The following is a 26848-nucleotide window of genomic DNA, read 5'->3' as shown; positions in this document are numbered from 1 at the left end:
CGTGCCTCCCCCAGTGCCTGAAGGGCCTGGGAGGTACCCCCAGGGGCGATGGGGGTCCCCCCGCTCGAGCGAAGTCGAGAGCGGGGGAGGGTGGGCGCAGCGGCACCCTGACAGCGCAGGAAGGCGCCCCCACCCCCGCCCAGCCCCAGCGCGCGCACGCGAACCTGCACCCCGGCGCCTGGTGGCTCTGGTCCCTCTCCCTCGGCACCGCCGCCACCCGCACCACCAACCCCCTCCTCCTCACCCTCCTCATCACCACCTCCGCCTACGTCGTGGCGACCCGCCGCCCCCACACTCCCTGGTCCCGCTCCTACGGCGCCTTCGTCAAACTCGCCGCCGCCGTCCTCCTCATCCGCCTCGCCTTCGCAGTGATCCTCGGCTCCCCCATCCCCGGCACGCACGTCCTCGTGCACCTCCCCGAAATCCCCCTCCCCGACTGGGCCCAGGGCATCCGCCTCGGCGGCAAGGTCACCGCCGAAGCCCTCACCTTCGCCCTCTACGACGCCCTCCGCCTCGCCACCCTCCTCATCTGCGTGGGCGCGGCGAACGCCCTGGCCAACCCCTCCCGCCTCCTCAAGTCCCTCCCCGGCGCCCTCTACGAACTCGGCGTGGCGGTGGTCGTGGCGCTCACCTTCGCCCCCCACCTCATCGCCGACGTACGGCGCCTGCGTGCCGCCCGCCGTCTGCGCGGCCGCCCCGACAAGGGCCTGCGCGGCCTGCTGCACGTGGGACTCCCGGTCCTGGAGGGCGCGTTGGAGCGCTCCGTCGCCCTCGCCGCCGCGATGGACGCGCGCGGATACGGCCGTACCGCCGAGGTCGCCCCCGCTGTCCGCCGCACCACCGCCGCCCTCACCCTCGGTGGTCTGCTCGGCGTCTGCGCGGGAACGTACGGACTCCTCACCGCCGAGGGCGGCACCTACGGCGCCCCCGTCCTCCTCGCCGGCCTGGCCTGCGCCCTCGCCGGCCTCTGGCTCGGCGGCCGCCGCACCCTGCGCACCCGCTACCGCCCGGACCCCTGGAACACCCGGGCCTGGCTGGTCACCGCGTCCGGAGTCGCCGTAGCCGCTCTCCTGACCCTCGCGGCGTCCCGCGACCCGGCGGCCCTGCACCCCGGTGTGGTCCCGCTGGTCGCCCCCACCCTCCCCCTGTGGCCGGCGGCGGCCATCCTGATCGCCCTGCTCCCGGCCTTCATCACGCCGGCCCCCGCCCCCGTGCCCTCCCACAAGGAGCCGACGACGTGATCCGCTTCGACAACGTGTCGGTGACGTACGACGGCATGACGGAACCCGCCGTCCACGGCGTCGACTTCGAGGTCCCGGAGGGTGAACTGGTCCTCCTGGTCGGCCCGTCCGGCGTGGGAAAGTCGACGGTGCTGGGCGCGGTGAGCGGCCTGGTCCCGCACTTCACCGGCGGCACCCTGCACGGCCGGGTCACCGTCGCGGGCCGCGACACCCGCACCCACAAGCCGCGCGAACTCGCCGACGTCGTGGGCACGGTGGGCCAGGACCCGCTCTCCCACTTCGTGACGGACACGGTGGAGGACGAACTCGCCTACGGCATGGAGTCGTTGGGCCTCGCCCCCGACGTGATGCGCCGCCGGGTCGAGGAGACCCTGGATCTCCTGGGCCTGGCCGGCCTCCGCGACCGCCCCATCGCCACACTCTCCGGCGGCCAGCAGCAACGCGTGGCCATCGGCTCGGTGCTGACCCCGCACCCTCAGGTCCTGGTCCTCGACGAACCGACCTCCGCGCTCGACCCGGCGGCGGCCGAGGAGGTCCTGGCGGTCCTCCAGCGCCTGGTCCACGACCTCGGCACCACGGTCCTGCTGGCGGAGCACCGCCTGGAACGCGTCATCCAGTACGCCGACCAGGTGGCCCTGCTGCCGGGCCCCGGCGAACGCCCGTGGCTCGGCACCCCGGCGGAGGTGATGGCGGTCTCCCCCGTCCACCCCCCGGTGGTCGGCCTGGGCCGCCTGGCCGGCTGGTCCCCCCTCCCCCTGACGGTCCGGGACGCCCGCCGCAGGGCAGCAGCGCTGCGCACCCGCCTGGCCCCCCACGAGCCGGTGCGGCAGCACAACCCGGCACCCCCGCCCCCCGCCACTCCCACCCGCCGCCTGTTCCAGCGCACGAAGCCGGACCACCACGCACCGCCCGCCGCCCCCGTGGCGGAGGTCCGCTCCCTGGCCGTGCGCCGCGACCGCGTCCAGGCCCTGCGCCACGTCGACCTGACGGTCGTACCCGGCGAGACGATCGCGTTGATGGGCCGCAACGGCGCGGGCAAGTCGACGCTGCTCAGCGCGCTGGTGGGGCTGGTCGCCCCCGCCTCGGGCTCGGTCCGCACCGGCGACGCGGTCCCCCACCGCACCCGCCCCCGCGACCTGGTCCGCCGGGTCGGGCTGGTCCCCCAGGAACCCCGCGACCTCCTCTACGCCGACACGGTCGCCGCGGAATGCACGGCCGCCGACCGCGACGCGGAGGCACCCGCCGGCACCTGCCGCGCCCTGCTCACGGAACTCCTGCCCTCGGTGGCGGACGACACCCACCCCCGCGACCTGTCCGAGGGCCAACGCCTGACCCTCGCCCTCGCCGTGGTCCTCACGGCCCGCCCGCCCCTGCTCCTCCTCGACGAACCGACCCGCGGCCTGGACTACGCGGCGAAGGCCCGCCTGGTGAGGATCCTGCGCGGACTGGCGTCGGAGGGCCACGCCATCGTGATGGCGACCCACGACGTGGAACTGGCGGCGGAACTCGCGCACCGGGTGGTCCTGCTGGCCGAGGGCGAGGTGATCGCGGACGGCCCGTCGGCGGAGGTGGTCGTGGCGTCCCCGTCCTTCGCGCCGCAGGTGGCGAAGATCCTGGCCCCGCAGCACTGGCTCACGGTCTCCCAGGTCAGGGAGGCACTGCGATGACGACGACACTCACGCGGCGCACGGACCGCCAGGCCCGGGCGATCCGTCTGGGCCCCCGCTCGTGGCTGGCCCTCGCCCTGGTCAGCGTGGTGGGTGTGGTGGGCTTCGGCTGGCCGTTCCTTGCCCCGCCCACCTCCACACTGAACGCACACGCCCAGGACGCGCCGTGGCTCTTCGCGGGCCTCCTGGTCCTCCTCGTGGCGGTCGTGGCGGCGACGATCTCGGAGTCGGGCCTGGGCCCGAAGGCGGTGGCGATGCTGGGCGTCCTCGCCGCCACGGGCGCGGCCCTGCGCCCCATCGGCGCGGGAACGGCCGGCCTGGAACCCATGTTCTTCCTCATGGTCCTCAGCGGCCGGGTGCTCGGACCGGGCTTCGGCTTCGTCCTCGGCTCGGTGACGATGTTCGCGTCCGCGCTGCTCACGGGCGGTGTCGGGCCGTGGCTGCCGTTCCAGATGCTGGCGATGGGCTGGTTCACGATGGGCGCGGGCTTCCTGCCGGGCGCCGACCGCCTGCGCGGCCGCGCGGAGGTGTGGCTGCTCGCCGGGTACGGCTTCCTGGCGGCGTTCGCCTACGGCACGGTGATGAACATGGCGGGCTGGCCCTTCATGTCGTCCCTGGCCTCGAACATCTCCTTCTCCCCCGACGCGCCGCTCCCCACCAACCTGGCCTGCTTCGTCGCGTACTGCCTGGCCACGTCCCTGGGCTGGGACCTGGGCCGGGCCCTGGTCACGATCGTCCTGACCCTCACCCTGGGCACGCCGGTCCTCAAGGCCCTCCGCCGAGCCACCCGCAGGGCGGCCTTCGAGGCGCCGGTCACATTCAAGGACGCCCCTGAGCAACCCGCCGGACACGCTCCGTCCGCAGGACGGTGAACCACCCCACATGACCCGCATCACATACGACCGCCCCCCGTAGAAACCGCCCCGCCCCCCGCAAGCCACCCACCATCCTCCCCCCATCCCCTCCGACCTTCGGTAGTAAAAGGGACCTTTGCGGACATTCCCGGGATTTGCTTCTGTGGAGCCGTCGCCGGGCGCCGACGAATCCCACGGGATCGCGGCGCCGACACATGCCCCCGCCGCACACCACGGCATCCGGCACGGCGTCACGCGACCGCCCCGATCCCGACCGAAAGGCCGCCTGTGTCCGCCGCTTCCTTCCTCCGCACCGTCTCCGCCCCGAAGAAGACCCTCGCCGGCGCCGCCCTGGTCGCCGCCACCTGCGGCACCCTGATCGCCGCCGCGCCGGCCCAGGCCGCGGCCCCGACGAGCGCGTCCTCGGCCCAGGCGACCGCGAAGAAGATGATCGGCAACTCGGCCGAGTTCCAGTGCTTCTCGAAGATCGTCGAGCACGAGAGCGGCTGGAACCACACCGCCACGAACGCCTCCAGCGGCGCCTACGGCCTGGTCCAGGCCCTGCCGGCCTCCAAGATGGCCTCGGCCGGCTCCGACTGGAAGACCAACCCCGCCACCCAGATCAAGTGGGGCCTGGACTACATGAAGGACCGCTACGGCAGCGCCTGCGACGCCTGGTCCTTCTGGCAGACCAACCACTGGTACTGACAGCCCCACACCCCCCATACCGAAGGCGGCGACCCCAAGATCCCCGGGGCCGCCGCCTTCGCCGTATGAGCCGCCTGCTACTCAGCGCCGAGGATGCGCAGGCCGTGATGAAGCCGGAAGTCCTCGTAGTCCTTGACGTTGAGAGTCGCAAGCGGCAGGTCGTACGTGAGCGCGATTGCGGCGATCCACATGTCGTTGGTGGGGCGAGGCCGACCTCGCTGTATCCCTGCTGCGGAGAGCCGTCCCCAGGCGGTGGCGGCGGCCTCGTCGCCAGGAAGAACGGGAAGGTCGGCGAGCCAGTCGGCGAGCTCCTGGCGGCTGCGGGCGCCCCAGTGACGGATCTCCATCCACTTGGTGAGTTCACCGTAGGTCACGAAGGTGATCAGCGGCTTGCGGCCGATGAGCCGGGTAGCAAGAGGGCCGGTCAGCTTGCGCTTGTGCAGCAGGATGCGACGTCGGTGTCAAGGATGACGGGTTGCATGCTGAGACCTCAGGCTGCGTCTCGGTGGCGCTCCGCGTACGTGAAGGCAAGGAACTCTCCCAGCTCCGTGTCCGACTCGAAGGTGTCGGCGGCAAGGTCGTCCAGGGAACGGATCGGCTGAGTACCCTTCGCCGCCAGAAGCTCCTCGACCGACAGGCGCGGCCTGGGCTGCGCACAGGTGAAGTCGTCGGGGGCGGGCGTACTCATCAGGACCTCCAGCGGAAAAACCGGCTCCGCTGCCAGCATACGGTCGGCGCCACCTGCTGACATTCACTTCCGCGCCGCGAGCGACACCCCGAGCACATGTACAGCAGCACTCACCCCGGTCGTCATGGACGCAGGGGCCGACTTTGGAGCCGTTCACCCTCCGGCCAGGGCAACGGCGATCACTGGTCGCCGCTCAGGTAGCGGGTGAGCATGGCCACCAGTTCCGTTTCCAGGCGTTCGACCTCGATGGGTTCCGGGGCCGCCATGAGCTTGTGGGTGTTCATCTCGATCGTGCCCACGACGAGTTCGGCCGCCACGTCGAGGTCCCGGACGTGGACGTCCGGGTGGCGGGTGAGCAGGTCGCGTACCTGTCCCACCCGGAGTTTGCCGTGGCGGTCGATCGCTTCGATCAGGTCTTTGGAGACCGGCGCTTCCTCGATCATGATGCGCAGGAGCTGGGGATCGTCACGGTGGTGGTCGATCGCGTCACGGACCAGTGCGCGCACTGTCTCACTCAGGCTGCCGGGGGATCGGGCCAGTTCTTCGGCACCCGCCCACGGGCCACGGTCGATGTGGCGCACCAGCAGCTCGGCGAGGATCGCGTCCTTGTTCGGGAAGTACTGGTACAGCGAGCCGATGGACATACGGGCGTGTTCGGCGATCCGGTTGGTGGTGCCGGCGGCGTAGCCGTACTCGGCGAAAACGTGAGCAGCGGCGGTGAGGATGCGCTCGCGGGTGAGTTCCGCACGGACCTGACGGGGCTTGCGACGTGGGGTGAGGCGGCGGTCGGCGGATGTCATGCGGGGGTCCTTCCGGGCGGCGGAATGCGAGTAGCCAAAAGGTGAGTCTTTACTCAGAATAGGTATGTGACCTGCGGAAACGATAGATCAAGCGATCGTGGCGCGGCGCAGTGACTCCCCTTTCCTTTCTCCCGGCCGACAAGGAATCCCATGCAGCACACACGCCCGTTTGACTCCGTCCGTCTGCTCTCCTCCGTCGATGAGGTCGAGGCGGTCGTCGGACGTCCGGCCGCGATGATCACGCGCAAGCAGATCGGCCACCTCGACGCCGGGTGCCGCGACGTCCTGGCGCACAGCCCCGTCGCGGCCTTCGGGTATCGGGACGTGGACGGCACCGCGCGGACCACCTTCGTCGGCGGCGCGCCAGGATTCGCGCGCGTGCACTCGTCGAAGCGGTTCTCCTTCCGCGTTCTCGGGCCGGGCGTCGCACGCGGCCCGGTGTCCCTGTTCTTTCTGCTGCCCGGCGTGGGCGAGGTACTGCGCGTCAACGGCACCGCGTCCGCCCTCGACGGCGGGGAAACAGCCGTGGACGTCTCCGAGGCGTACGTGCACTGCGCGCAGGCCGTCATCCGGTCCGGGCTGTGGGAGCCGTCGCCGGGCCCGTTCCTGGTGGCTGAACACGTCGCGGGTGACGGGCCGTTGGCCGGTGCCGGGGTGAGTGAGTTCCTTGCCGCCTCACCGTTTATCGCCCTGTCCTCCTGGGACGCCGGCAACGGCAGTGACACCAGCCCCCGCGGGGAACGTCAGGCGGTCGCCCGCATCCTGGACGACCGGACTCTGGTGCTCGCCGACCGCAAGGGCAACAAGCGCGCCGACACCCTGCACAACCTGCTCCAGGACGACAGGGTTTCGCTCGCCGCGCTCGTTCCCGGCCGCAGCGGCGTGCTGCACCTGCGCGGACGTGCGGCGATCACCGATGATGCCACGCTGCTGGAAACGATGGCGCTGCGCGGCGTGCCACCGCATCTCGCGCTGCTCATCCACGCCGAGCACGCCGAGCTGAGCAGCAGCGACGCCGTGGCCGGCGCACGGCTGTGGACGCCGGACGGCCGGGCCGGCCGTGGCCGGGCACCGGACATGATGGCCCTGGGCAGCGCCCACCTGGCCGCCGGCTCCGCCGAGTCGGGGCGTAGGTCCGCAGGGCTGATCAAGGCCATCACCGCCCTTCCGGGCGTGAGTTGGCTGATGCGGAAGGCCGTGGACCGTGCCTACGTCTCCTGGCTGCGCAAGGAAGGCTACGACGGTGTCCGGGCGCCCGCTGGCCGTCACCACCAAGCGGCAGCGGAGGAGGGGCCGCTGCGGGCCGTGCGCGTCTGCGGGATACGGCAGGAGACGCCCAGTGCCCGGACGATCGTCCTCGAGGACGCGGGTGGGGAGGGCAAGCCCTTCGACTTTCGTCCCGGGCAGTTCTTCACCCTGGTCACGGACATCGACGGGCGTCCGGTACGGCGCGCCTACTCGGCGTCCTCCGTACCCGGCGGTCCCCGCCTGGAAGTCACCGTCAAGCGGGTGGAGGGCGGGGTCTTCTCCACGCACGCCCATGGGGTGCTGCGGCCCGGGGACCGGCTCGCGGTGCGCGGGCCCTCCGGCACCTTCCACACGCCGGCGCCGGTCCCCGGTCAACTCGTGTTCATCGCGGCCGGCAGCGGCATCACGCCCGTGATGAGCATGATGCGTTCCCATCTGTCCGACCCGGCGGCGGGCGGCAGGATCGGCCTTCTCTACAGCAGTCGCACCGCCGAAGAGATCATTTTCCGGGAGGAGTTGGCCCGGTTGGAGAAGGACCATGCCGACCGGCTGACCGTCACTCACGTTCTCACCGGCCGTGACGGCCGGCTCGACGCCGACGGCATCCGCCGGTGGGTGACCGGTCTGCCTCAGCGGTCCGATCTCGCGCAGTACTTCACCTGCGGTCCCGAAGCGATGATGGACACCGTCCAGGACGTCCTGCGCCGGCTCGGCGTGCCGGACGAGCGCGTGCACCAGGAGCGGTTCACCAGCAGCGCCGACGCCGCTCCCGGCGCCGCGGAACCCCAGCAGATGGTTCTGGAGAAGGACGGGAGGCCCGTCGGAACCGCCGTGGTCGAGCCCGGTCAGACCCTGCTCGACGCCGGTCTCGCCGCGGGGCTGCCCATGCCGTACTCCTGCACGGTCGGCAACTGCGGTGAATGCGTGGTGCGTCTGCGCGCCGGTGACGTCACCCGGCCCGAGCACACCTGCCTCACCCCTCAGCAGAAGGCCGAAGGCCACGTGCTGGCCTGTGTCAGCTGCCCGCTGTCCCCGGTGACCCTCGACATGGGCGACCTCACGGCAGCGGACGGCGCCGGACCGTCATGACGCCGCCGCCCTTCCGGTCGTGCGGTCCGCGTCGCCGGGCGGGCCCGCGGCGATGCGGTCCGCTATCGCCTTGCCGAGTCCGGCCGTGGTGCCGGAGCCGCCCAGGTCGGGGGTGACCACGGCCGGCTGCTCGTCCAGCACGCTCTCGATGGCCGCCACCACGTGCGCGGCCGCCTCGGGCTCGCCGAGGTGGTCGAGCATCATGGCGCCGCTCCAGATCTGCCCGACGGGGTTGGCGACCCCGCGGCCGGCGATGTCCGGGGCCGAGCCGTGCACCGGCTCGAAGAGGCTGGGGAAGGAGCGCTCGGGGTTGATGTTGGCGCTGGGGGCGATGCCGATGGTGCCGGTGCAGGCCGGGCCCAGGTCGGAGAGGATGTCGCCGAACAGGTTGCTGGCGACGACCACGTCGTAGCGGTCGGGCTGGAGGACGAACTTCGCGGTCAGGATGTCGATGTGGTCCTTGTCCGCGCTCACCGCCGGATACCGGGCGGCCATCCCGGTCGCCCGCTCGTCCCAGTACGGCATCGAGATCGAGATCCCGTTGCTCTTCGTCGCCCAGGTCAGGCGCTTGCGGGGGCGGGAGGCGGCGAGGTCGAAGGCGTACCGCAGCACCCGGTCGACCCCGATCCGCGTCATCACCGTCTCCTGCACCACCGTCTCCCGGTCGGTGCCCTCGAAGATCCGGCCGCCGATGCTGGAGTACTCGCCCTCGGTGTTCTCCCGGACGACGAGGAAGTCGATGTCACCGGGCCGGTGATCGCGCAGCGGGCTGCGCACGCCGCGCAGCAGCCGGACGGGGCGCAGATTGACGTACTGGTCGAATCCGCGCCGCAGCTGGAGGAGGCTGCCCCACAGCGACACATGGTCGGGGACGACCTCCGGCCAGCCGACGGCCCCGAAGTAGATGGCGTCGAAGCCGCCGAGCACGTCCCGCCAGTCATCGGGCAGCATCGTGCCGTGCTCGAGCCAGTAGTCGGCGCTGGCGAAGTCGAACTCGGTGACGTCGAGCCGGAACCCGTGGACGTCGGCGGCGGCGCGGAGGCTTCTCAGTCCCTCGGGGACCACCTCCCGTCCGATTCCGTCCCCCGGAATCACGGCGATGCGATAGCTCTGCGGCACGAATTCACTCCCAGTCCACGGATCCCCGCGCGGGCCCGGTGACGAGCACTCCGTCCGGAGGCGTCCGGTCGGCGCGCGGCTGGGTCCCACCTTGGCCAGCGGTGACACGCGGGAACAAGGCCGTGGCCGGCAAGGTACGTTTTCCCCCATGGAAAGCTCCCGGCGTTCCGGTCGCCCCTGGTCCAAGAGCCGTTCCGCCATGGACGACCTGCAGTTCTTCCACGTGGTCGCCTCGAGCGAGACGCTGACGGCCGCCTCGCGGGAACTCGGCTGCTCGCTGCCCGTCGTCAGCAAACGCCTCAGCGCGCTGGAGCGCCGCCTGGCCGTCAAGCTCGTGCAGCGCGGCGCCCGCCGGCTCGTGCTGACGTCGGAGGGCGAACTGTACGCGGCGCGCGTCGAGGCGATTCTCGACCAGGTGCGCGAGCTCGAGGACACGATCACCGACACGGCCGGGGCGTTGCGCGGGTCCCTGGTCGTCGAGGCCACGCTCGGTCTGGGCCGCACCCACATCGCGCCGCTGCTCGGCGAGTTCGCGGCGGCCCACCCGGAACTCCACGTCCGGATGCAGACGTCCGCGCTGCCGCTCAGGCCCCACCAGCGGGAGTTCGACGTGGCCGTCCACGTGGGCCTGCCGCCCGACTCCTCGCTGCGCATGCGGCGTCTGGCCAGGAACCGGCGTGTGCCCTGCGCGGCCCCGTCCTACCTCGCCGAACACGGCACACCGGCCGGTATCGAGGACCTGGCCCGGCACAACTGCATCGTGCTGCGCGAGAACGAGAGCGATTTCGCGCTCTGGCGCTTCGGGGACGCGGACCGTCCCCGGCACGTACGGGTCCAGGGCAGTCTGTCGAGCAACGACGGTGACGTGGTGACCGGCTGGGCCCTGGAGGGCCGTGGTGTGATCATGCGCTCGGAGTGGCACGTCAGGCCGCATCTGGAGCGGGGCGAGCTGGTGCGGGTCCTGCCGCATCTGTCGACACCGGCCGCCGACATCTACGCCCTCCTGGCCGAGGACGGCCATGTCCCGCGCCGCGTCAGCGCGCTCATCGACCACCTCGCCGAGCGGCTCCCGCAGCGACTGGAGCAGACCCAGGACCGGTGACCGGTGGGCGGTGACCGTGACCGGTGGCCGGTGTGCCTGACGGTCCCGGCGCCGAACCGTCAAGAAACCCTCAAGTCACCTGTGCGGGCATCGTCAGGTCCGCTCAGAAGTATGTGGCGGGTCGTCTTCCGCAACCATGAGGGGATCATTGATGGCTACGCTCTTGTACCGCCTGGGCGCACTGGCGGCCCGCCGGTGGCCGAGGATGCTGATCGGGTGGCTCCTGGCCCTCGGCGCACTGGTCGGTGTGGGGGTGTCCTTCGCGGGCTCGTTCACCGACAGCAGCTCGATTCCGGGCTCGCCGGCCCAGACCGCCCTGACCAAGATGGAACGGCACTTCCCGGAGCCGGACGCCCAGTCGGCGCAGATCGTCTTCCAGGCCCCGGCCGGACGCAAGGTCACCGACGCGGGGCTGAGCGGACCGATGGAGGCCACGCTGGAGGCCGCGGGCCAGGTGCCCGGGGTGCGCGAGGTCAGTGACGCGGCCGAGAGCGACGTCTCCGAGGACGGACGCACCGCGGTCGCTCGGGTCACCTTCACCACCAAGGCGGAGGACGACGTGCCGCAGGGCACGTTGGACGCCGTGAAGGCCGCGGGTGAGGAGGCCCAGCAGGCGGGGCTGCGCACCATCTACGGCGGTGAGCCGTACGAGGAGTCGCATCCGCCGGTGGGCCCCAACGAGCTGATCGGCCTGGGCGTGGCCCTGGTCATCCTGGTGATCACCTTCGGGTCGCTGCTCGCGGCGGGGCTGCCGCTGCTCACCGCCGTTCTGGGGATCGTCGGCACGATGGCCGCGATGCTGGGTCTGGCGGCCGCGTTCGGCGTCTCCGACAACGCGCCCACCCTGGCGATCATGCTGGGACTCGCCGTCGGCATCGACTACGCCCTGTTCATCGTCTCCCGGCACCGTGCCCAGCTCGGCGCCGGTATGCCGGTGCGGGAGTCCGTCGCCACGGCCACCGCGACCGCGGGCAGCGCCGTGATCTTCGCCGGGGCCACGGTCGTCATCGCGCTGTCCGGTCTGGCTGTGGCCGGTGTGCCGATGCTGACCTCCATGGGTCTGGCGTCCGCGGGAGCGGTCGCGGTCGCCGTCGTCACAGCGGTGACCCTGCTGCCCGCGCTGATGGGAATGGCCGGCCACCGGCTCGCCCCCAAGACACCCAAGACACCCAAGACACCCAAGACGCGGCGCACCCTGCGCAAGGCGGCGCACGGCGGCCGTACGGCCCCGATGGGCGTGCGCTGGACCGAGGGCGTCCTGCGCCACCCCGTACGCCACCTCATCCTGGGCACCGTCGCTCTGATCGCCCTGGCCCTGCCCGCCATGCAGCTGAAGCTGGCCCTCACCGACGAGGGTTCCGCCGCCACGAGCACCTCCAGCCGCCAGGCCTACGACGTGATCAGCGACGCGTTCGGTCCCGGCGCCAACGGTCCTCTCGTCGTCCTCGTCGAGAACGACGACCCGGCCGCCGTCACCGCCACGGCCACCGCCGTCGAGAAGGAACTGGGCGGGGTCCGGGGCGTCGCGGACGTCAGCGGCATCGACACGGCCGAGGACGAGAAGGCCGCGCGGATCCAGATCATCCCCGCCACCGGGCCGCGCTCGGAGGAGACCAGCAGCCTCGTGTCCCGGCTGCGCGCCCAGATGGAGCCGCTGGCGCAGTCCAGCGGCAGCTATGTCGCCGTGACCGGTATGACCGCGGTCAGCATCGACGTCTCCGACAAGCTCAGCGGCGCGCTCCTCCCCTTCGTGATCGTCGTCGTCGGCCTCTCGCTGCTCCTGCTGATGGTCGCGTTCCGGTCGGTCGCGATCCCCATCAAGGCGACCCTCGGCTTCCTGCTGTCCGTGGGCGCCGCCTTCGGGGCCACCGTCGCGGTCTTCCAGTGGGGCTGGCTGGCCGGCCCACTGGGTGTGCCCAGCGAGGGCCCGGTGGCCAGCTTCGTGCCCATCATCGTGATGTCCGTGCTCTTCGGACTGGCCATGGACTACGAGGTGTTCCTCGTCTCGGCCATGCGCGAGGACTACAACCGCCACCGCAACGCCCACACGGCCATCGTCGACGGTGCCCGCAACGCCGCCCGAGTGGTGACGTCGGCCGCGCTCATCATGATCTCGGTGTTCATCAGCTTCCTGTTCTCCCACGACCCCGATATCATGCCGATCGCCTTCGCCCTGGCCTTCGGAGTCCTGGTCGACGCCTTCCTGGTCCGCATGACCCTCGTGCCGGCGGTCCTGGCACTCCTCGGGGACCGGGCCTGGTGGCTGCCGCGCCGTCTCGACCGTGTGCTGCCCCACCTCGACGTCGAGGGCGAGAGCTTCCACGCTCCCGAACCGGCGGCCCCGCACGCCCCCGCGAAGGAAACCGCCCGGGCAGGCGTGTGACGTGACAATGGTCAGCAGAGCCGATACCGGGGCATCCGACCGGTCCGCCGCACCGGCGGCCACGGCAGACATCGGGCGGCCGCAGCCGCCACCAGGAGCAGACATGAACGCCGTCACCCCGCCGGGTACCGCCGACCGCGTCCTCGTCATCGACGACGACCCCGGTATCAGGCGCCTGCTGATCTCGGCACTGCAATTCGCCGGATTCGAGGTCGACGTGGCCGGCGACCTGAGCGAAGCCCTCGACCAGGTCGCCCGCCGTTCGCCGGACGTCATCGTCCTCGACGTGATGCTCCCGGGTGCCGACGGCTTCGAGATCCTCCAGCTCCTGCGCGACCGTGCCATCGACGTACCCGTGCTCTTCCTCACCGCCCGGGACGCCGTCGAGGACCGCGTCCGGGGACTGCGTCTGGGCGGCGACGACTACGTCACCAAGCCGTTCAGCGTCGTCGAGGTCGGCGCCCGCCTCCAGGCGCTGCTGCGCCGCGCCAAGAGCGGGACGCCGGCCGTGGACGACACACGTCTGCGCTGCGGCGACCTCACCCTCGACGACCCCCGTCACGAGGTCCGCCGGGCCGGGGAGATCATCGACCTCTCCCCCACCGAGTACCGGCTGCTGCACTACCTGATGAGTCATCAGGGGCAGGTGCTCTCCCGCGCCCAGATCCTCGAGGCGGTGTGGCAGTACAACTTCGGCGGGGACTCCGTGGTGGTCGAACGGTTCATCTCCAATCTCCGGCGCAAGATCGACCACGGCCGTACGCCGCTGCTGCGCACCGTGCGCGGCGTCGGCTACACCCTCCGAGAGCAGGACGCCACGTGAGACTCCGCGGCCGTCTTCCCTGGGCCTCCTCCAGCGTCCGTCTGCGGCTGCTGGCCGGGCTGGCCGCCCTCCTGGTCACCGGCCTCCTCGCCAGCGCCGTCATCAGCGCCTTCCTTCTGGAGGACTTCCTGGACAAGCGCCACCAGAACACCCTCGAAGCCAACGCCGATCGTCTGACCCGGGTCCTCGCCCGGGGACCGCAGACCGCCGACGCCGACCAGATCGGCGCACTGCTCGGTTCGCCCATGGGCACGGTGGCCGTCGACGAGGACAACGACGTCCTGCTGAGCACCGGCTCGGCGGCCCGGGCCGCCGAGGAGGTGGCCGAGGTCAGCGCGACGGCATCGGCGGGAGACGTGGTCAACCTGAAAGACGGCGACCTCAGCGCCGTACGCATCCCCAGTCCCGGTCTGGTCATCGACCGTGGGGAAGCCGAGGGCACCGTGGCACCGGCGGCCGTCGTCCTCACCATCGACACCTCCATCGACGACGCCACCACCGACGCGCTCATCAGGCGTCAACTGGTGCTGATCGGCGCTGCGTTACTGGTACTGCTGGGACTGTCCGTGGTAGTGCTGCGCCTCGGTATGCGTCCGCTGGCCCGGATGGCCCGCAGCGCCGACGCCATCGCCGCGGGCTCCCTGACCGAACGGCTGCCCACGCACCGCAACGGCAGCGAGGCCGACCTGCTGGCCAAGGCGGTCAACCGGGCGTTCGACGCCCAGGCCCGCGCGGAGGCGACCGTCCGCTCGCTGGCCGCCGACACCTCCCACGAACTGCGCACCCCGCTGTCCACCATCTCCGGCTGGCTGGACCTGCACCGCCAGGGCGGCCTGTCCGGTCCCGGCCTGGAGACCGCGCTGGAGCACATCGAGAACGAAGTGGGCCGGATGCGCCTGCTCGTGGAGGACCTGTCCCTGCTCGCCCGCCTGGACGCCGGCCGGCCCGTGGAGCAGGACGACGTGGACCTCACCGCCCTGGCCGCCGGCGTCGTCGACGACGCCCAGATCATCTACCCGCAACGCGACATCGCCCTGGCGCCGGCACCACCCGCACCCGTCACCGGGGACGCGCCCCGTCTGCAACAGGTCGTGCGCAATCTCGTCGGCAACGCCGTCCAGCACACCCCGGCCGGAACCTCCGTGCGCGTCGAGATCACCCTCGGCCACGAGTCCGTGGAGCTGAGCGTCATCGACAACGGCCCGGGCATCTCCCCCGAGGACCTGCCCCGCGTCTTCGAGCGGTTCTGGCGCGCCGAGGCGAGCCGCAGCCGCGCCTACGGCGGTTCCGGGCTCGGCCTGGCCATCGTGGAAGCCATCGTCCACGCCCACGACGGGCAGGTGGACGTGCGCTCGGAGCTGGGCGTGGGGACCACCGTCACCCTGCGGATCCCGCGCACCCCCCGCCCCTGACGCGGCGGGTTCGGCCCGCATTTTTGGACAGCCCGGACTGTACAGCCAAGGTTGTGCAGTCTGGGCTGTCTATCTACGCTCAGGGCATGACGACGGACGAGAAACCCTTGACCGAGGCGGCGGTGCAGGCGGCCGGCGACATCTGGGTGGTGGTCGGCCGGATCCGCCGCAAGCTGCGGGCCCTGGAGGCGGCCGAGGAAGGGATGCGCAGGGACGGGGACGGGGAGCGGCAGCCGTCCCCGCCGCAGAGCTCCGTCCTGCGCCGCCTCGACCGGAACGGCCCCGCCTCCGCCAGTGAACTCGCCGCCGCCGAGGGCGTACGCCCGCAGTCCATGGCCAAGACGGTCCTCGCCCTCGAAGCGGCCGGGCTCGTCTCCCGCAGCCCGGACCCCGAAGACGGGCGACGCCAGGTCGTCTCGCTCACCGACCGGGGGCGCGAGCGGCGCAGGGGCGAGCGTCTCGCGCGTCAGGCGTGGCTGGCCCGCGCCCTGGAGGAGCACGGCACGGAGGAGGAGGTGCGGGCGGTCATCACCGCCATGGCGTTGCTCGACCGGGTGGCGCAGGCGTGACACGGACCGCCGGGCCCACACGGCGCCGGGCGGGGAAGGACGGCTTCGACCGCCGGCTGATCGCGCCGATGGTCCTCGGGTCGGTCCTCAACCCCGTCAACTCCTCCATGCTCGCGGTCGCGTTGGTGCCGATCGGGCATGCCTTCGGCGCGCCGCCCTCGCAGACGGCGTGGCTGGTGTCCGGCCTCTACCTCGCCACGGCGGTCGGTCAGCCGGTGATCGGCCGGCTCGTCGACGCGTTCGGTCCGCGCCGGCTCTATCTGCTGGGCACCGCACTGGCCGGCCTCGCCGGGCTGCTGGGCGCGCTGGCTCCGAACCTGTGGGTCCTGGTCGCCTCCCGCGTCCTGCTGGGCTTCGGCACCTCCGCGGCGTTCCCGGCGTCCATGTCGCTGCTGCGTTCCGAGTCCGAGCGCACGGGCCGCGGCAACCCCGGTGGCGTCCTCGCCGCGCTGTCCGTCTCCAACCAGGTCGTCGCGGTCGTCGGCCCGGCCCTCGGCGGGCTGCTCATCGGCGCGGGCGGCTGGCAGCTGATCTTCGGCATCAACGTGCCTCTGTCGCTGATGTGCCTGGTCCTGGGCGCGCTGCGGCTGCCCCGCGCGACACCGGCGGGCGGGGCGGCACCCATCGACGTTCCGGGCATGCTGTGGTTCGCGGGGTCACTGACCGCGTTCATGTTCTTCCTGATGCGGCCGGCGGTCGCGTCCTGGTATCTGCCGGTGCTCGGCCTGGCGGCGGGCGCGGTGTTCGTGCGCCGTGAACTCGGCACCGCCCGGCCGTTCATAGACCTGCGCGTGCTCGGCGGGAACATACCGCTGCTCGCCACGTACATCCGTCAGTGCCTCGCGTACACGACGTCGTACGCCTTCTTCTACGGCTACAGCCAGTGGCTCCAGGAGGGGCGGGGGCTCAACGCGTCGCAGGCCGGGCTGCTTCTGGTGCCGCTGTCGGCGACGGCCATCGGTGTCACCGTCCTCACCGGGCGCCGCGGCCGGATCCGGGGCAGGCTCGTCGCCGGAGCGCTTCTGCAATGCCTCGGCTGTGCGGCGCTGTTGCTGCTGCACGACGACAGCCCCCTGTGGCTGCTCGTCGTACTCAGCGCGGTGGTCGGCATCCCGCACGGGCTGATCGGGCTCGCCAACCAGAACGCCCTGTACGCGCAGGCGGACCCGGCGCGCATGGGCTCCTCGGCGGGCCTGCTGCGCACCTTCATGTACGTCGGCGCACTGTTCGCGGCGGCGGCGAACGCCGTGTTCTTCCGCGACGGCGCCACGAGTTCCGGACTGCACGCCATGGCCTGGCCGCTCATCGGCGTGGCCGCCGTGTTCCTGGTCCTGTGCACCGTTCGGACATCCCGAGACGACGTTGACGGTCTGAGTTAACGGCAATAACTTATCGTCCTTCACTCAGATGGGAGCCGCCCGTGCCGACACTCGCAGCGGAAGACGTCTACGCGCTCGCGCCGTACGCCCGGACCCTCGGGGTCGTGTTCGACGAGATGACGCCGGCCGGCGTCCGGGCCACGCTGGCCCACGACCACTCGCTCTCCACGGTGGGCGGCGGTCTCCACGGAGGGGCGTTGATGGGCCTGGCCGACGTGAGCGGCGCGGTGTGCGCCGCGCTCAACGGTCCGGCCGGTGCCGCCCCGGCCACCGTGGAGTCGACCACGCACTTCCTCCGGCCGGCCCGCACGGACGTCATCGCCACGGCCCGTCCCCTGCGGGTGGGCCGCAACACCGTCATCGAGGTCGACGTGCACGACAGCGAGGGCGAGTTGTGCGCCCGGGTGACCCAAGTGGTCACCGCCGTCAAGCCGAAGTGACCGGCTCCCGGGCCCGCGCCGCCAAGGGCGAGGGCGGCCTGCTCCGCGAGCAGCTCCTCGACGTCGCCGGTCGACTGCTCGAGGAGGGCGGTGCCGGGGCGCTGACGATCCGTGCCGTGGCGACCAGCGCGGGGGTCACACCGCCGGCCGTCTACCTCCACTTCGCCTCGAAGAGGGAACTCGTCCACGCGACCTGTCTGCGGGTGTGGAACTCCCTGTTCACCGAGCTGGAAGCGGTCTCCCGGGGCGTCGCGGACCCGGTGACGGCGCTCCACGAGATCTGCGTCGCCTACATCTCCTTCGGGCTCGGCCATCCCGCCCAGTACCGCCTGGTGATGGACGGCGAGGCCACCGAGGCCAGCCGCCGGAACGCGGACGCGTGTTTCCGCTACGTCCGGGACAAGGTCGCGGCGTGTGCCGAGGCCGGAGTGCCGGTGGCGAGCACCACCGAAACGGCCCGGATCCTGTGTGCCGGCCTTCACGGCGCGGTCGCTCTCCTGATCCACCAGGAATGCCCCGACGCATGGCCGGCCGACCCCGCCCGCTACGCCACCCGGGCCGCGTCCTCGGCCGTGCACGGCGCTCTCCTCACCGCGGCCCAGCAGTCACGGCCCTCGATGTCCACCGTGATCCGTCCGGCCCCCGGCACCACGATGCCGTGCTCGTAGGCGTACGTGATGAGCTGACCGCGGTGACGGGCGCCGAGCTTGGTGAGCATGTTGGCGATGTGGGTCTTCACGGTCAGCGGGCTGAGACCCAGGTGACGGGCGATGGCGGACCCTTCCTGGCCGACCGCCAGCAGGGTGAGGATCTCCCGCTCCCGCCCCGACAGCGGCGCGGCCATGCGCGCGCCCACGGTCCGGCGTACGTGCGCCTCGACGGTGGGCGCGGTCTCCAGGACCACGACGAGTCCGCCGCCCAGCACCGTCTCCAGGGCTCCCGTCAGCTGGGCGGCGGTGATGCCCGGGCCCAGCACCCCGGTGGCGCCCGCCCGCAGACAGGCGTCGGCCTCCCCGATGTCGGAGACACCGAGGACGAGGGTGCGGGCGGCCGCGGCGGCGAGGGAGACGACCTCCGGGAGGTCCGGTCCGCCCTCGGTCCGCAGGGAACGGTCGAGGAGGACGGCGTCCGGCCGTTCCCCTTCGGACCCGAGCAGCTCGGGCAGTTCGGTGTGGCCGGCGGCCTGTCCGACCACCGTCACGCAACCGCTCCGCTCGACGACTTCGGTGACGGCCGCGCGGACGAGGTTCGGACCGCCGGCGAGAACTAGGGTCTGCATGGGTGGGCTTTCATCTCGGCACCGCTCGGTTGAGGCCTTGCGATCCGATCCTGCTGCGCGGGCTTGACGGACGCCCGCGGTTGCACCTGACGGGTTCTTGACGGTCCGTGCCACCGGCGGTCCGCCCGCTGCCCCACCATCAACGCCGATGACCGGGCCCCGGGGGCTCGCGCCTCCCCGGCCCGGTCATCGGCGTTGCGACGTCAGGGCGCGATCCCCACACCGCCGATCCGGCTCCAGGCGCGCTCCTGGGCCGCGGACATGGCGGGCCAGTGTGCGCCGCCGGGCCGGGGCCGGACCTTCGCCGCGAACGGCTCGGGACGGAAACCGGGGTCGTGGAAGCAGCCGGTTCCGTAGGCGCGGTCGAAGGCCTCGCAGGTGGAACCTGGCGGTCCCTTGAATCCCGGCTCCGGCAGGCCGTCCGCGCGTGGCACGTGACCCGTGGGCTCAGTCCGACGGAACCGTGAGGGCCCCGTCCGGTACGGGCAGCAGCGCCAGCGGGACATGGTGCTGGCCGGAGTGGACGTCGCGGTCCCGGAGCGAGGCCTGGCCGACCGGGCGCGGGAAGGAGATCTTGACGACGTTCAGGGAGGGGATGCGGAACATCTGGATGTCGTCCTCGTCGACCCCGTACAGCTCGGCGATCCTGCGCTCGTCGAGGAACGACGGGTCGGCGGCGATCGCGTAGCCGTCCGCGTCGCGCATGAACAGTTCCATGGTGACCCAGAAGGGTCCGGCGTTCTTGGACCGGACCTCGTGCGCGAGGTCCGCCAGGGTGGTGGGGGTGCGGTCAGCCACGGTGCGGGGTCTCCTGGATCTCGATGCGGAACATGTCGGTCGGGCTCGTGGTGTCCACGACGTGGTTGAGCACGAACTCGTAGGCGGGCCCGCGCTCGATCTCGGCCGGTGAGGTGGCGAAGGCGAGGCTGGGCAGATAGCTCATGTCGGGTGTCGGAAGGTGCAGCATCAGCGGGTTGGCGACCTTCGCCACGGCGGTGGCGGTGCTCTGGTCCGGGGCGTTGACCAGGAGCATGACGCCGACCTCGCGCGGCGGTCCCTCTGCCGGGTCGAGGTCCCCGAGGACGGCGTTGTAGCCGTAGAGGCGCACGTCGAAGGCGTACTTGTCCTCGCTCAGGCCGAGGGTCTGGGCGACGCGCTGCGTGGTGATGGTGCGCAGGAGGTCCGCCCAGTCGTCGATGTGCTCGAGGATGTGCGGGTCGCGGATCGCGGTGAACGACATGGTCTCGTAGCCGGTGACACGGGCGCCTTCGAGCTTGACGGTGTGCTGGTCGGCGACGTGGAAGCGCGACCCTTCGACCCGCACCCGGCGGTCGTCGAGGGCGGTGTAGGTGGCGTCCCGGACGTCGAGGGTGCCGTCGGGCTCACGCATTTGGAAGGGGTCGACCGTCTCGTAGAGCATGTGGGCGGCGACCAGGATCGGGGTGCAGGCGACCGCCGGGTCGAGCGGTTCGATGGTGAAGCCGTCGGCGTCGATGGTGGCCAGCACTCCCCCGGCCCGGGGGTCGGTGGTGCACTGGCCGCCGCATTCGATGATCTTGCCGGCGTGCCAGGAGGGTCCGGCGGGCATGCCCTTCATCAGCGGGTAGGCGGCCGCGTTGGCCGTGTCGGTGGCGCGTCCGGCGAGGACGACCTGGGCGCCGGCCTCCAGGGCGGCGACGATGGGTTCGTGGCCCATCATGGCCACGATGTGCGTGCAGCTCTCGAGGGTCTCCGCCGTCAGCTCGCCCAGGGGCGGCAGGGCGTGGATGCGGCCGGCGTCCAGATGCCCGACGAGGGTGGCGGCATCCTGTTCGCTGTAGATGCGGGCGACCCGCAGGCCGAGCCCCTCCTCGGCGAGTATCTCGGCGGTGATCCCGGCGATCCAGTCGACGCCGGCGTCGGTGCCGCTGGTGCCGCAGGAGCCCACGATCAGCGGGATGCCGGCCCGCGCGGCCGCTTTGAGCAGGACGCGCAGGTCGCGGGCGACGGCCGCGCGCGTGGTCTTGGGCTGTGCGGACCCGAGATAGTAGGGGCCCGAGTCGGTGCTTCCCGCGTCCACGGAGATCACGTCGGCACCGAGCGCCAGGCCGCGTTCGACGGTGGTTTCGGGGAAACCGGCCCCGAGCATGCCGGTCGGTGCCAGCACCTTGATGCTGTCGACCTGTTCGTTGTCCATGTTCCTCTTCCTTCTGGGCTTCGTTCCCGGTGTCCGGCGCGTGGTCGGGCCGGCGATCATCCGAGGTCGCCGACCGTCGGTGTGGGGGCGGCGTTCACGGCGAAGCGCGGCCGGCCCTCCAGGGCGGCCACCAGTTCGGCCGCGCCCTCCCGGCCCGCGGCGGCCCGCGCCTCGGCGGTCTGTCCCGCCATGTGGGGGTGGACGACGATGCCCTCGACGTCCCGCAGAGGGCTGTCGGCGGGCAGCGGCTCCTCGCCCACCACGTCCAGGGCCGCCCCGGCGATCCGTCCCGTACGGACCGCGTCGGCGAGCGCCTGTTCGTCGACGACGGCCCCGCGCGCGGTGTTGACCAGGACCGCGGTCGGTTTCATCCGCCGGAAGGCGTCGGCGTCGAGCAGGTGTCGGGTCCGTTCCGTCAGCGCGGTGTGCACGGAGACGTAGTCGGAGGCGGCCAGCAGTTCAGGGAGCCCGGTGAACTCCACCGAGGGGTCGGTCCGCTCGCTGTCGGGCACGCCGGTCACACAGAGCACCCGCATGCCGAAGGCCCGGGCGAGCGGCACCACGGCGCGGGCGGCGGCCCCGTATCCGATCAGCCCGAGGGTCGCCCCGCGCAGCTCGTGGCCGTCCTGCCGGGGCCAGCCGCCGGCCGCCACTCCCGTCGCGCTCTGCACGAGCCGCCGCGCCGCCGCCAGGAGCAGCCCGAGGGTGTACTCGGCGACGGCGCCGGCGTTGATGCCCGGGAGGTTGCTCACCGTGATGCCGAGTTCGCGCGCGGCGGCCACGTCGATGGAGTCGTGGCCCACGCCCGTGCGGACGACGGCCCTCAGGCGCGGGGCCCTGGACAGGACGTCGGCGGTGAAAGGTTCGTTCGCGGCGACGAGTGCGCCGTCGACGCCGTCGAGGGCGGCCACGAGGTCCTCGGGGTCGCGACGGCCGGTCATCGGCGCGTGGACGGTGGTGTGGCCGTGCTCGCGCAGGTACCGGTCGACCTCGTCGCCCGGCCGCAGGTAGTCCGTCGTGATCAGGATGCGGGCCACGGGTGGTTCCTCATTTCTTGCTGCGCTGTCGTGCGGTGCGGGGCGGCGTCGGTGGTCACGGGACGGGGGCCGGGACGGCGCGGCGCCGCAGGGTGGTGATCCTCATGACGACGAGGATGGCGAGGGTGGCGACGAGGGCGATGTCGAGGAGCATCAGCGACCAGCCGGTGATGTCGACCATGGCGCCCACCAGCGCGGGACCGAGGAAGCCGCCGCTCGCCCAGCCGACGGTGTACAGGCCGGCGTAGGTACCGAAGACGCGGGCCGACGGGGCGAGGTTCCACAGCACCACGACCGCGTTGACGAGGAAGCAGGTCGCGCCCGCCGCCGCCAGGCACAGGGCCACGGCGGCACCGGTCGGTGTCCGGACGATCGTGCCCAGCACCATGGCCGCGGCGAAGACCGACATGCCCGAGGCCATGACCCGCAGCCGTCCGTAGCGCTCGGCCAGGACCGCGGCGGGGTAGGCGGCCACGATGAACGCGATGCCGCTGGGCAGGGTGAGACCGCCCGCGGCTCCCCGTGACATGTCGAGTGCTTCCATGCCGTACGGCGTCATCAGGGAGCGGGACGCCGCCCACGCGCCGCCGAAGAGCAGGATGGCGAAGAGGATGAGCAGCCGGCTGCGGTCGGTGTCCTTGAGGATCTCCAGGAAGGTGTCCCGCACCCGTGGGTCCTTGCGATCCGCCGCCTTCGCCTCCTGGCTCTCCGCGACGGCGGCCCGGTAGGCGTCGGACCGGCTGTCACGCACGGTGGCCGCGAGCACCAGGACGGAGACGAGCATGATGACCGCGGGGACGGCGAACGCCACGTTCGGGTGGTCGTCGACCAGGAAGATGCTCAGGAGCGCGGCGACGATGGCCGTGACGCTGGAGGCGATCTTGACGGCGGCGTTGGCGCGGCTGCGTCTCCCGGGCGGGATGAAGTCGGGGACGAGCGCCTCGGCGATCGGTTTGAAGGTGTTGGCCACGAGTGCGTAGCTGAACATGATCAGGACGAGCAGCGGCAGTGACGCCGCCGTGTGCGGTATGACGACGAACAGGGCGGCGGCGATCGGCATGCCGACGACCAGGTAGGGGATGCGCCGGCCCCAGGAGGTCCGGGTGCGGTCGGACCGGTTGCCGATCCACGGCTGGATGAAGATGCCGAGCAGGTTGTCCATGCCCATCAGCAGGCCGACGAGGGCCGCGCTGGTGAGGTGCTCCTTCAGGAGCGGGGGGACCTGTGATTCGTAGAAGTTCCACGTCGACTCCTGGGCGAACACCGCCAGAGCGACCAGGAACGTAATACGTCTGGTCCCTTGTCGCTGCCCTTCGGACGTCATCGTCGTCATGGGGTCGTCCCTTCGCACCGCCACCGTACTGGAGGCTGCTGGATGCACGTGATCAATGTGTGCAGAGGTGACCGGACACCTCGTCCAAGCGCCCGCCCACCGTGTGGGCCCACCTTGGCCAGCGACGACACCCCGAACAAGACACCCACCGGCAAGGCACCCTTTCCCCGCCGGAAAGCCGTCGCGCACCCACCCCATACGGAAGGTGGCGGCCCCGCTGTCGCCGGGGCCGCCACCTTCACCATTCAAGGAAAGCAGGGCAAGCGCCCTGCCGGAGACCTCTCATGCGGCCTCGTGATGCGGGGTGAGCTCGATGGTCAGGTCGGCATCGAGGGCGCGGGCCAGGCGTCGCAGGAGCGGGATGGTGGGCACGGTACCGCCGCCTTCGATCCGGGAAATCTGAGGCTGCTTCATCCCACAGCGTTCGGCCAGTTCGGTCTGGGACAGACCCAGGGCGGTGCGGCGGTCGTAGACCATCTGGCCGAGATCATGAGCCAGTTCGGCCTCCTCGTACAGTCGGTCGTATTCGGTGTTCTCCTCGACCGCTTCACCGAGGAGCTTGCGGTGGCGGCGGGTCCTCCACTCTGCGTGCTTCATCGCAGTTCCTCCTTGATCGGGCGGCTGTAGATGTCATGGTCAGCCGCCGGGGCGTGACCGGCCTCGCATGCGGCCTGCACGGCGCGGGCCCGATCCACCTCTGCCGTCTCACGCATCTTCGTCTTACGGAAGACGGTCAGAAGTACGACACGGCGGTCGGGGGCCAGCCAGTAGGCGATGCGCTGAGCGTTGCCGCCGAGGTCGAAGCGCAGTTCGCGAAGCTTGCCACCGAGGTGGCGGGTGTAGGGCTCCCCGAGAGTGGTCGCGTTCTCGGCGAGGCGGTCCACCTTCTGCTCGGCTATCACGTAGTGGTGGGCGGGTAGGTTCTCCAGCCAGAGGCGAACCTCGGGCTCGATCTCGATCGTGTACCGCTCACCTGTCATAACGTCGATGATATATGGCTCAGGTGTTATACACCAGGAACATCGACGACGAACAGCGCGGCCGCGATCGGCATGCCGACTCGGCATCCTGGCCGTCGCCAACCCAGGTTCAGGGAAGCCGAGCCAGGGATCCTGCGGATGACTTCCTCAACGGGCTGCGCACCTCGCTCCCAGTCATCCCAATCCGATTCAGGGGAATAGTGCGGATAGAGCTACGCAGCTCCGGCAACGCAGTCAACGAACTTCCGCAATGAGGTGTTGACCAACCTGGTATTTATTCGCCGGGAACACGCAGGTTGAAGCGTTCCCCTCTTAACCTCAACAGCTGAAACGTGTATGCAGCACTCCGGGACCGAGATGGAGCGCCGAAAGCCTCGGCAGGCGTTGGCGCATCTGTTCGTCATCGTCGAAGTCGAACAACTCCCCCATGCCCTCACCGTCCTCCGCTTCGGTGGTGGCGCAAGCATCGGTGTAGGCCACCCAGTCCTCCCAGAAGACCTCCGAGTCACCGGTCAGTCGCCATACGCCGTGGACACTACGAAGTTGAAGCCTTCATCGAAAATGACGTCCTGATCCCTGTCCGCCGCTGCGCTACGCACCGCAGGATGCTCGGCGAGTGAGTCGGGGCAGGCAAGGCCGACAGATGGTCGACGACACGTCGAGTGGCTTGCCACTGTCCTGAGCAGCCTCCAGCACGCGCCAGAATGTTTCGGTGTCCATGGTGGGCAGTCTGCTAGGGCACTATCACGGAGAGGTGCCGGGTGTGTGACCTTTTCCCTCTCTATCGGTGACGGGGACGACGCGACAGAAAACGGCTACTCGCCCGGACGCACAGAACGTGAGAAGTGGGACGCGTCGGACGGCTCAGCCGAGGATGAACGGGATTCTGTTCGCCAGGGGGCCGAGGGTGGTGAGTTCCCCGGTGGTCGGTGGGCGGCGGCCTGTGCCGATGAGGAGGGCGTCCGTGTCGGGGAGGCCGGTGGGGAACGCCGTGCCGGCGATGCGTTCCAGGGCCTCGCGGGCTGCCGAGAGGGTTTCCGCGGGGGGCTTGGGGGACGACGGCAGGTGGGCGATCAGGTCCAGGTGGTGCAGGGTCCATTCCAGGACGTACGCCGAGAGGTAGTCGGCCGCGGTCAGGACCTTTCCCTGCGTACTCACGCGGGCCGTCCGGTCGGCCAGTACCGCGGCGCGGGCGGCCGCCGAGCCCACGTCGTCCAGGTGGAACTTCAGCAGGGCCGGGTCGCCGTACGCCGCCGCCAGGCGCGGGATCAACGCGTCCAGCGGGTCGTCGCCCGTCGGCGGATCCACCAGGTTCCAGTACGTCGTCGCGTCCGCCGTCGGTTCCGTGTCGGCCGGTGTGACCAGCGTGATCAGGACGTCCTGCGCGTCGATGACCAGGTGACAGACCAGGTCGCGTACCAGCCAGCCCCGGCAGCCGGACGGCCGGTCGAAGTCCTCGTCCGGTACCTCGGCGACTGCGGCGAGCAGCACCGTCCAGGAGCGTGAGAAGTGATCCATCAGGGCCGTTCGGTGGCGGTCGTCCAGTTCAGGAAGGCGGTGAAGGCGGTGGGGCTGGCCGTGACGGTCACGTCGGCCGGAACCTTGGAGTCGCGGACGGCTATGCGGCGAGGGGTCACCGCCACCTCCACACAGTTGCCACCCTGGTCACTGCTGTAGCTGGACTTACGCCAGTTCATCTCCATAGCGTTCCTCCATCACACGCCGGATCAACTCCGCCGAGTCCCTGAGTGAGAGTGCGGCAGCCTGGAGATGATCGTAACGGAGCGAACAGTCATCCACAGTGTCCGGATGTGCGGTTGGGTGTGCGCTGCCGTAGCCCTCGGTATAGACGATGGCCGGGTCGTGCGCGAACCGGTAGACGTCGAACGAGCCGGTCATCCCCGCGTGCGCCCCGCACCTGAACGGCAACACCTGAATGTTGACCGCCGGGTTGTGCTCGAACGACAACAGATGGGCCAGTTGTTCACGCATGGTCCCCGGACCGTCGATCTCCAGGTACAGCGCCCCCTCGAAGAGGATCACCCAGTAAAGGGGCGGATTCTCCCGCTCGAAGATGCGCTGACGGTCCAGCCGCACGGCGGTCCGGTCGTCGAGGTCGGACGTGTCCAAAGCTCCCAGCACGGCACGCGCGTACGCCCTGGTCTGCAGCAGACCGGGCACCATGCCCATCTCGAAGGAGTAGATGCCGGTCGCCCTCGCCTGCAACTCCGCCACCTGGCGGAACCATCCCGGAAGTTGATGCCGCATCACCAGCGCGACGAGCCGCGACAGCAATCCCCCCGTACCCAGCGCCGCATCCACCCGTTCGCTGAACTCCTGCGTCGGCAGCTTCCTTGCCGTTTCGATCTGGCCCACCAGTGAGCCCGTGTAGTTGACGATGTCCCCCAGTTGCCGCTGTGTCAGGCCGGCGGCCTCTCGGTGGCGGCGGAGTTCGAAGCCGTAGTAGTCCAGCGGTGACGCGCCCGGGTCGAGGACGTTGATGTGGGTCACGGGGAGCCCC

Annotated in this window: 27 protein-coding genes and 2 pseudogenes; 13 read left to right on the top strand and 16 right to left on the bottom strand. The window is 71.1% G+C overall.

What is annotated here, in order from left to right:
* Positions 1-107: 107 nt before the first annotated feature.
* The 4 genes from AC5L3C_RS26785 (at position 108) to AC5L3C_RS26770 (ending at position 4470) form a co-directional block, all read left to right on the top strand.
* Positions 108-1241 carry a CbiQ family ECF transporter T component gene (locus AC5L3C_RS26785; RefSeq protein WP_493654039.1) on the top strand — a complete coding sequence of 378 codons (1134 nt, stop codon included), beginning with the start codon at positions 108-110 and terminating at the stop codon, positions 1239-1241.
* On the top strand, positions 1238-2908 hold the full coding sequence (locus AC5L3C_RS26780) for an ABC transporter ATP-binding protein (RefSeq protein ID WP_493651387.1): 1671 nt from the start codon (positions 1238-1240) through the stop codon (positions 2906-2908). The genes AC5L3C_RS26785 and AC5L3C_RS26780 overlap by 4 nt, the downstream gene beginning before the upstream one ends.
* A complete protein-coding gene (locus AC5L3C_RS26775) occupies positions 2905-3780 on the top strand; it encodes an ECF transporter S component (protein ID WP_493651385.1) in 876 nt (291 codons plus the stop codon). Before AC5L3C_RS26780 ends, AC5L3C_RS26775 begins: the two co-directional genes overlap by 4 nt.
* A gap of 270 nt (positions 3781-4050) precedes the next feature.
* Positions 4051-4470 carry an aggregation-promoting factor C-terminal-like domain-containing protein gene (locus AC5L3C_RS26770; protein ID WP_493651384.1) on the top strand — a complete coding sequence of 140 codons (420 nt, stop codon included), beginning with the start codon at positions 4051-4053 and terminating at the stop codon, positions 4468-4470.
* Between the two features lie 77 nt (positions 4471-4547).
* Here AC5L3C_RS26770 and AC5L3C_RS26765 read toward each other — a convergent pair whose 3' ends face one another.
* From AC5L3C_RS26765 to AC5L3C_RS26755, 3 genes are all read right to left on the bottom strand, one after another.
* Complete coding sequence (locus AC5L3C_RS26765; protein WP_493651383.1) at positions 4548-4844, bottom strand: PIN domain-containing protein; 297 nt, start codon at positions 4842-4844, stop codon at positions 4548-4550.
* Positions 4845-4960: 116 nt separating this feature from the next.
* Positions 4961-5158 (bottom strand): hypothetical protein, encoded by a 198-nt coding sequence (locus AC5L3C_RS26760; protein ID WP_493651381.1) that lies wholly within the window; start codon positions 5156-5158, stop codon positions 4961-4963.
* A 179-nt stretch (positions 5159-5337) separates the two neighbouring features.
* Positions 5338-5958 carry a TetR/AcrR family transcriptional regulator gene (locus tag AC5L3C_RS26755; RefSeq protein ID WP_493651379.1) on the bottom strand — a complete coding sequence of 207 codons (621 nt, stop codon included), beginning with the start codon at positions 5956-5958 and terminating at the stop codon, positions 5338-5340.
* A gap of 150 nt (positions 5959-6108) precedes the next feature.
* On the opposite strand from AC5L3C_RS26755, the gene AC5L3C_RS26750 reads away from it, so the two are divergent.
* On the top strand, positions 6109-8295 hold the full coding sequence (locus AC5L3C_RS26750; protein ID WP_493651378.1) for a 2Fe-2S iron-sulfur cluster-binding protein: 2187 nt from the start codon (positions 6109-6111) through the stop codon (positions 8293-8295).
* Here AC5L3C_RS26750 and AC5L3C_RS26745 read toward each other — a convergent pair.
* Entirely contained in the window at positions 8290-9414 is a 1125-nt protein-coding gene (locus AC5L3C_RS26745; protein WP_493651376.1) for a tartrate dehydrogenase, read from the bottom strand. The two genes, AC5L3C_RS26750 and AC5L3C_RS26745, sit on opposite strands and share 6 nt — an antisense overlap.
* A 148-nt stretch (positions 9415-9562) precedes the next feature.
* On the opposite strand from AC5L3C_RS26745, the gene AC5L3C_RS26740 reads away from it, so the two are divergent.
* The 8 genes from AC5L3C_RS26740 to AC5L3C_RS26705 all read left to right on the top strand — a co-directional run bounded on the left by AC5L3C_RS26740 (position 9563) and on the right by AC5L3C_RS26705 (position 18190).
* Positions 9563-10516 (top strand): LysR family transcriptional regulator, encoded by a 954-nt coding sequence (locus AC5L3C_RS26740; RefSeq protein WP_493651374.1) that lies wholly within the window; start codon positions 9563-9565, stop codon positions 10514-10516.
* Between the two features lie 151 nt (positions 10517-10667).
* Positions 10668-12899: an MMPL family transporter gene (locus AC5L3C_RS26735; RefSeq protein ID WP_493651373.1), complete on the top strand. Its 2232-nt coding sequence runs from the start codon at positions 10668-10670 to the stop codon at positions 12897-12899.
* 103 nt (positions 12900-13002) lie between these two features.
* Entirely contained in the window at positions 13003-13722 is a 720-nt protein-coding gene (locus AC5L3C_RS26730) for a response regulator transcription factor (protein WP_493651371.1), read from the top strand.
* Entirely contained in the window at positions 13719-15134 is a 1416-nt protein-coding gene (locus tag AC5L3C_RS26725; protein WP_493651370.1) for a sensor histidine kinase, read from the top strand. The genes AC5L3C_RS26730 and AC5L3C_RS26725 overlap by 4 nt, the downstream gene beginning before the upstream one ends.
* Positions 15135-15220: 86 nt before the next feature.
* Positions 15221-15703, top strand: a complete 483-nt coding sequence (locus AC5L3C_RS26720; protein WP_493651369.1) for a MarR family winged helix-turn-helix transcriptional regulator — start codon at positions 15221-15223, stop codon at positions 15701-15703.
* A 68-nt stretch (positions 15704-15771) separates the two neighbouring features.
* Positions 15772-17082 (top strand): MFS transporter, encoded by a 1311-nt coding sequence (locus AC5L3C_RS26715; RefSeq protein ID WP_493654038.1) that lies wholly within the window; start codon positions 15772-15774, stop codon positions 17080-17082.
* Positions 17083-17123: 41 nt separating this feature from the next.
* Positions 17124-17522, top strand: a complete 399-nt coding sequence (locus AC5L3C_RS26710; protein ID WP_493651368.1) for a PaaI family thioesterase — start codon at positions 17124-17126, stop codon at positions 17520-17522.
* The gene (locus tag AC5L3C_RS26705) at positions 17519-18190 is read left to right on the top strand and encodes a TetR/AcrR family transcriptional regulator (RefSeq protein WP_493651367.1); all 672 of its coding nucleotides are present in this window, start codon (positions 17519-17521) and stop codon (positions 18188-18190) included. The genes AC5L3C_RS26710 and AC5L3C_RS26705 overlap by 4 nt, the downstream gene beginning before the upstream one ends.
* 11 nt (positions 18191-18201) lie before the next feature.
* Here the strand turns inward: AC5L3C_RS26705 and AC5L3C_RS26700 are convergent.
* From AC5L3C_RS26700 to AC5L3C_RS26645, 12 genes and pseudogenes are all read right to left on the bottom strand, one after another.
* A pseudogene (locus AC5L3C_RS26700) lies at positions 18202-18366 on the bottom strand (helix-turn-helix domain-containing protein); the annotation flags it as partial.
* A 638-nt stretch (positions 18367-19004) separates the two neighbouring features.
* Positions 19005-19184, bottom strand: a pseudogene (locus AC5L3C_RS26695) (hypothetical protein); the annotation flags it as partial.
* 64 nt (positions 19185-19248) lie between these two features.
* Positions 19249-19599 (bottom strand): DUF4387 domain-containing protein, encoded by a 351-nt coding sequence (locus tag AC5L3C_RS26690; protein WP_493651366.1) that lies wholly within the window; start codon positions 19597-19599, stop codon positions 19249-19251.
* The gene (locus AC5L3C_RS26685) at positions 19592-20977 is read right to left on the bottom strand and encodes an acyclic terpene utilization AtuA family protein (RefSeq protein WP_493651365.1); all 1386 of its coding nucleotides are present in this window, start codon (positions 20975-20977) and stop codon (positions 19592-19594) included. The genes AC5L3C_RS26690 and AC5L3C_RS26685 overlap by 8 nt, the downstream gene beginning before the upstream one ends.
* 56 nt (positions 20978-21033) lie before the next feature.
* Entirely contained in the window at positions 21034-22014 is a 981-nt protein-coding gene (locus AC5L3C_RS26680) for a phosphoglycerate dehydrogenase (protein ID WP_493651364.1), read from the bottom strand.
* A 55-nt stretch (positions 22015-22069) separates the two neighbouring features.
* Positions 22070-23347 (bottom strand): MFS transporter, encoded by a 1278-nt coding sequence (locus tag AC5L3C_RS26675; RefSeq protein WP_493651363.1) that lies wholly within the window; start codon positions 23345-23347, stop codon positions 22070-22072.
* 282 nt (positions 23348-23629) lie between these two features.
* On the bottom strand, positions 23630-23944 hold the full coding sequence (locus AC5L3C_RS26670) for a helix-turn-helix domain-containing protein (RefSeq protein WP_125506740.1): 315 nt from the start codon (positions 23942-23944) through the stop codon (positions 23630-23632).
* The gene (locus AC5L3C_RS26665; RefSeq protein ID WP_125506739.1) at positions 23941-24327 is read right to left on the bottom strand and encodes a type II toxin-antitoxin system RelE/ParE family toxin; all 387 of its coding nucleotides are present in this window, start codon (positions 24325-24327) and stop codon (positions 23941-23943) included. Before AC5L3C_RS26665 ends, AC5L3C_RS26670 begins: the two co-directional genes overlap by 4 nt.
* Before the next feature lie 318 nt (positions 24328-24645).
* Complete coding sequence (locus AC5L3C_RS26660) at positions 24646-24807, bottom strand: hypothetical protein (RefSeq protein WP_164555731.1); 162 nt, start codon at positions 24805-24807, stop codon at positions 24646-24648.
* 384 nt (positions 24808-25191) lie between these two features.
* Positions 25192-25845 carry a maleylpyruvate isomerase N-terminal domain-containing protein gene (locus AC5L3C_RS26655; RefSeq protein WP_493651361.1) on the bottom strand — a complete coding sequence of 218 codons (654 nt, stop codon included), beginning with the start codon at positions 25843-25845 and terminating at the stop codon, positions 25192-25194.
* Positions 25845-26024, bottom strand: coding sequence for a DUF397 domain-containing protein (locus tag AC5L3C_RS26650; RefSeq protein ID WP_411573121.1), 180 nt, complete (start codon positions 26022-26024; stop codon positions 25845-25847). Before AC5L3C_RS26650 ends, AC5L3C_RS26655 begins: the two co-directional genes overlap by 1 nt.
* Positions 26011-26838 (bottom strand): helix-turn-helix domain-containing protein, encoded by an 828-nt coding sequence (locus AC5L3C_RS26645; protein ID WP_125506736.1) that lies wholly within the window; start codon positions 26836-26838, stop codon positions 26011-26013. Before AC5L3C_RS26645 ends, AC5L3C_RS26650 begins: the two co-directional genes overlap by 14 nt.
* Positions 26839-26848 lie beyond the last annotated feature (10 nt).

It is taken from the genome of Streptomyces speibonae (genome assembly GCF_984686075.1).
The sequence above is the reverse complement of the archived record's forward strand: the minus strand, read 5'-3'. Positions and strand labels throughout refer to the sequence as shown.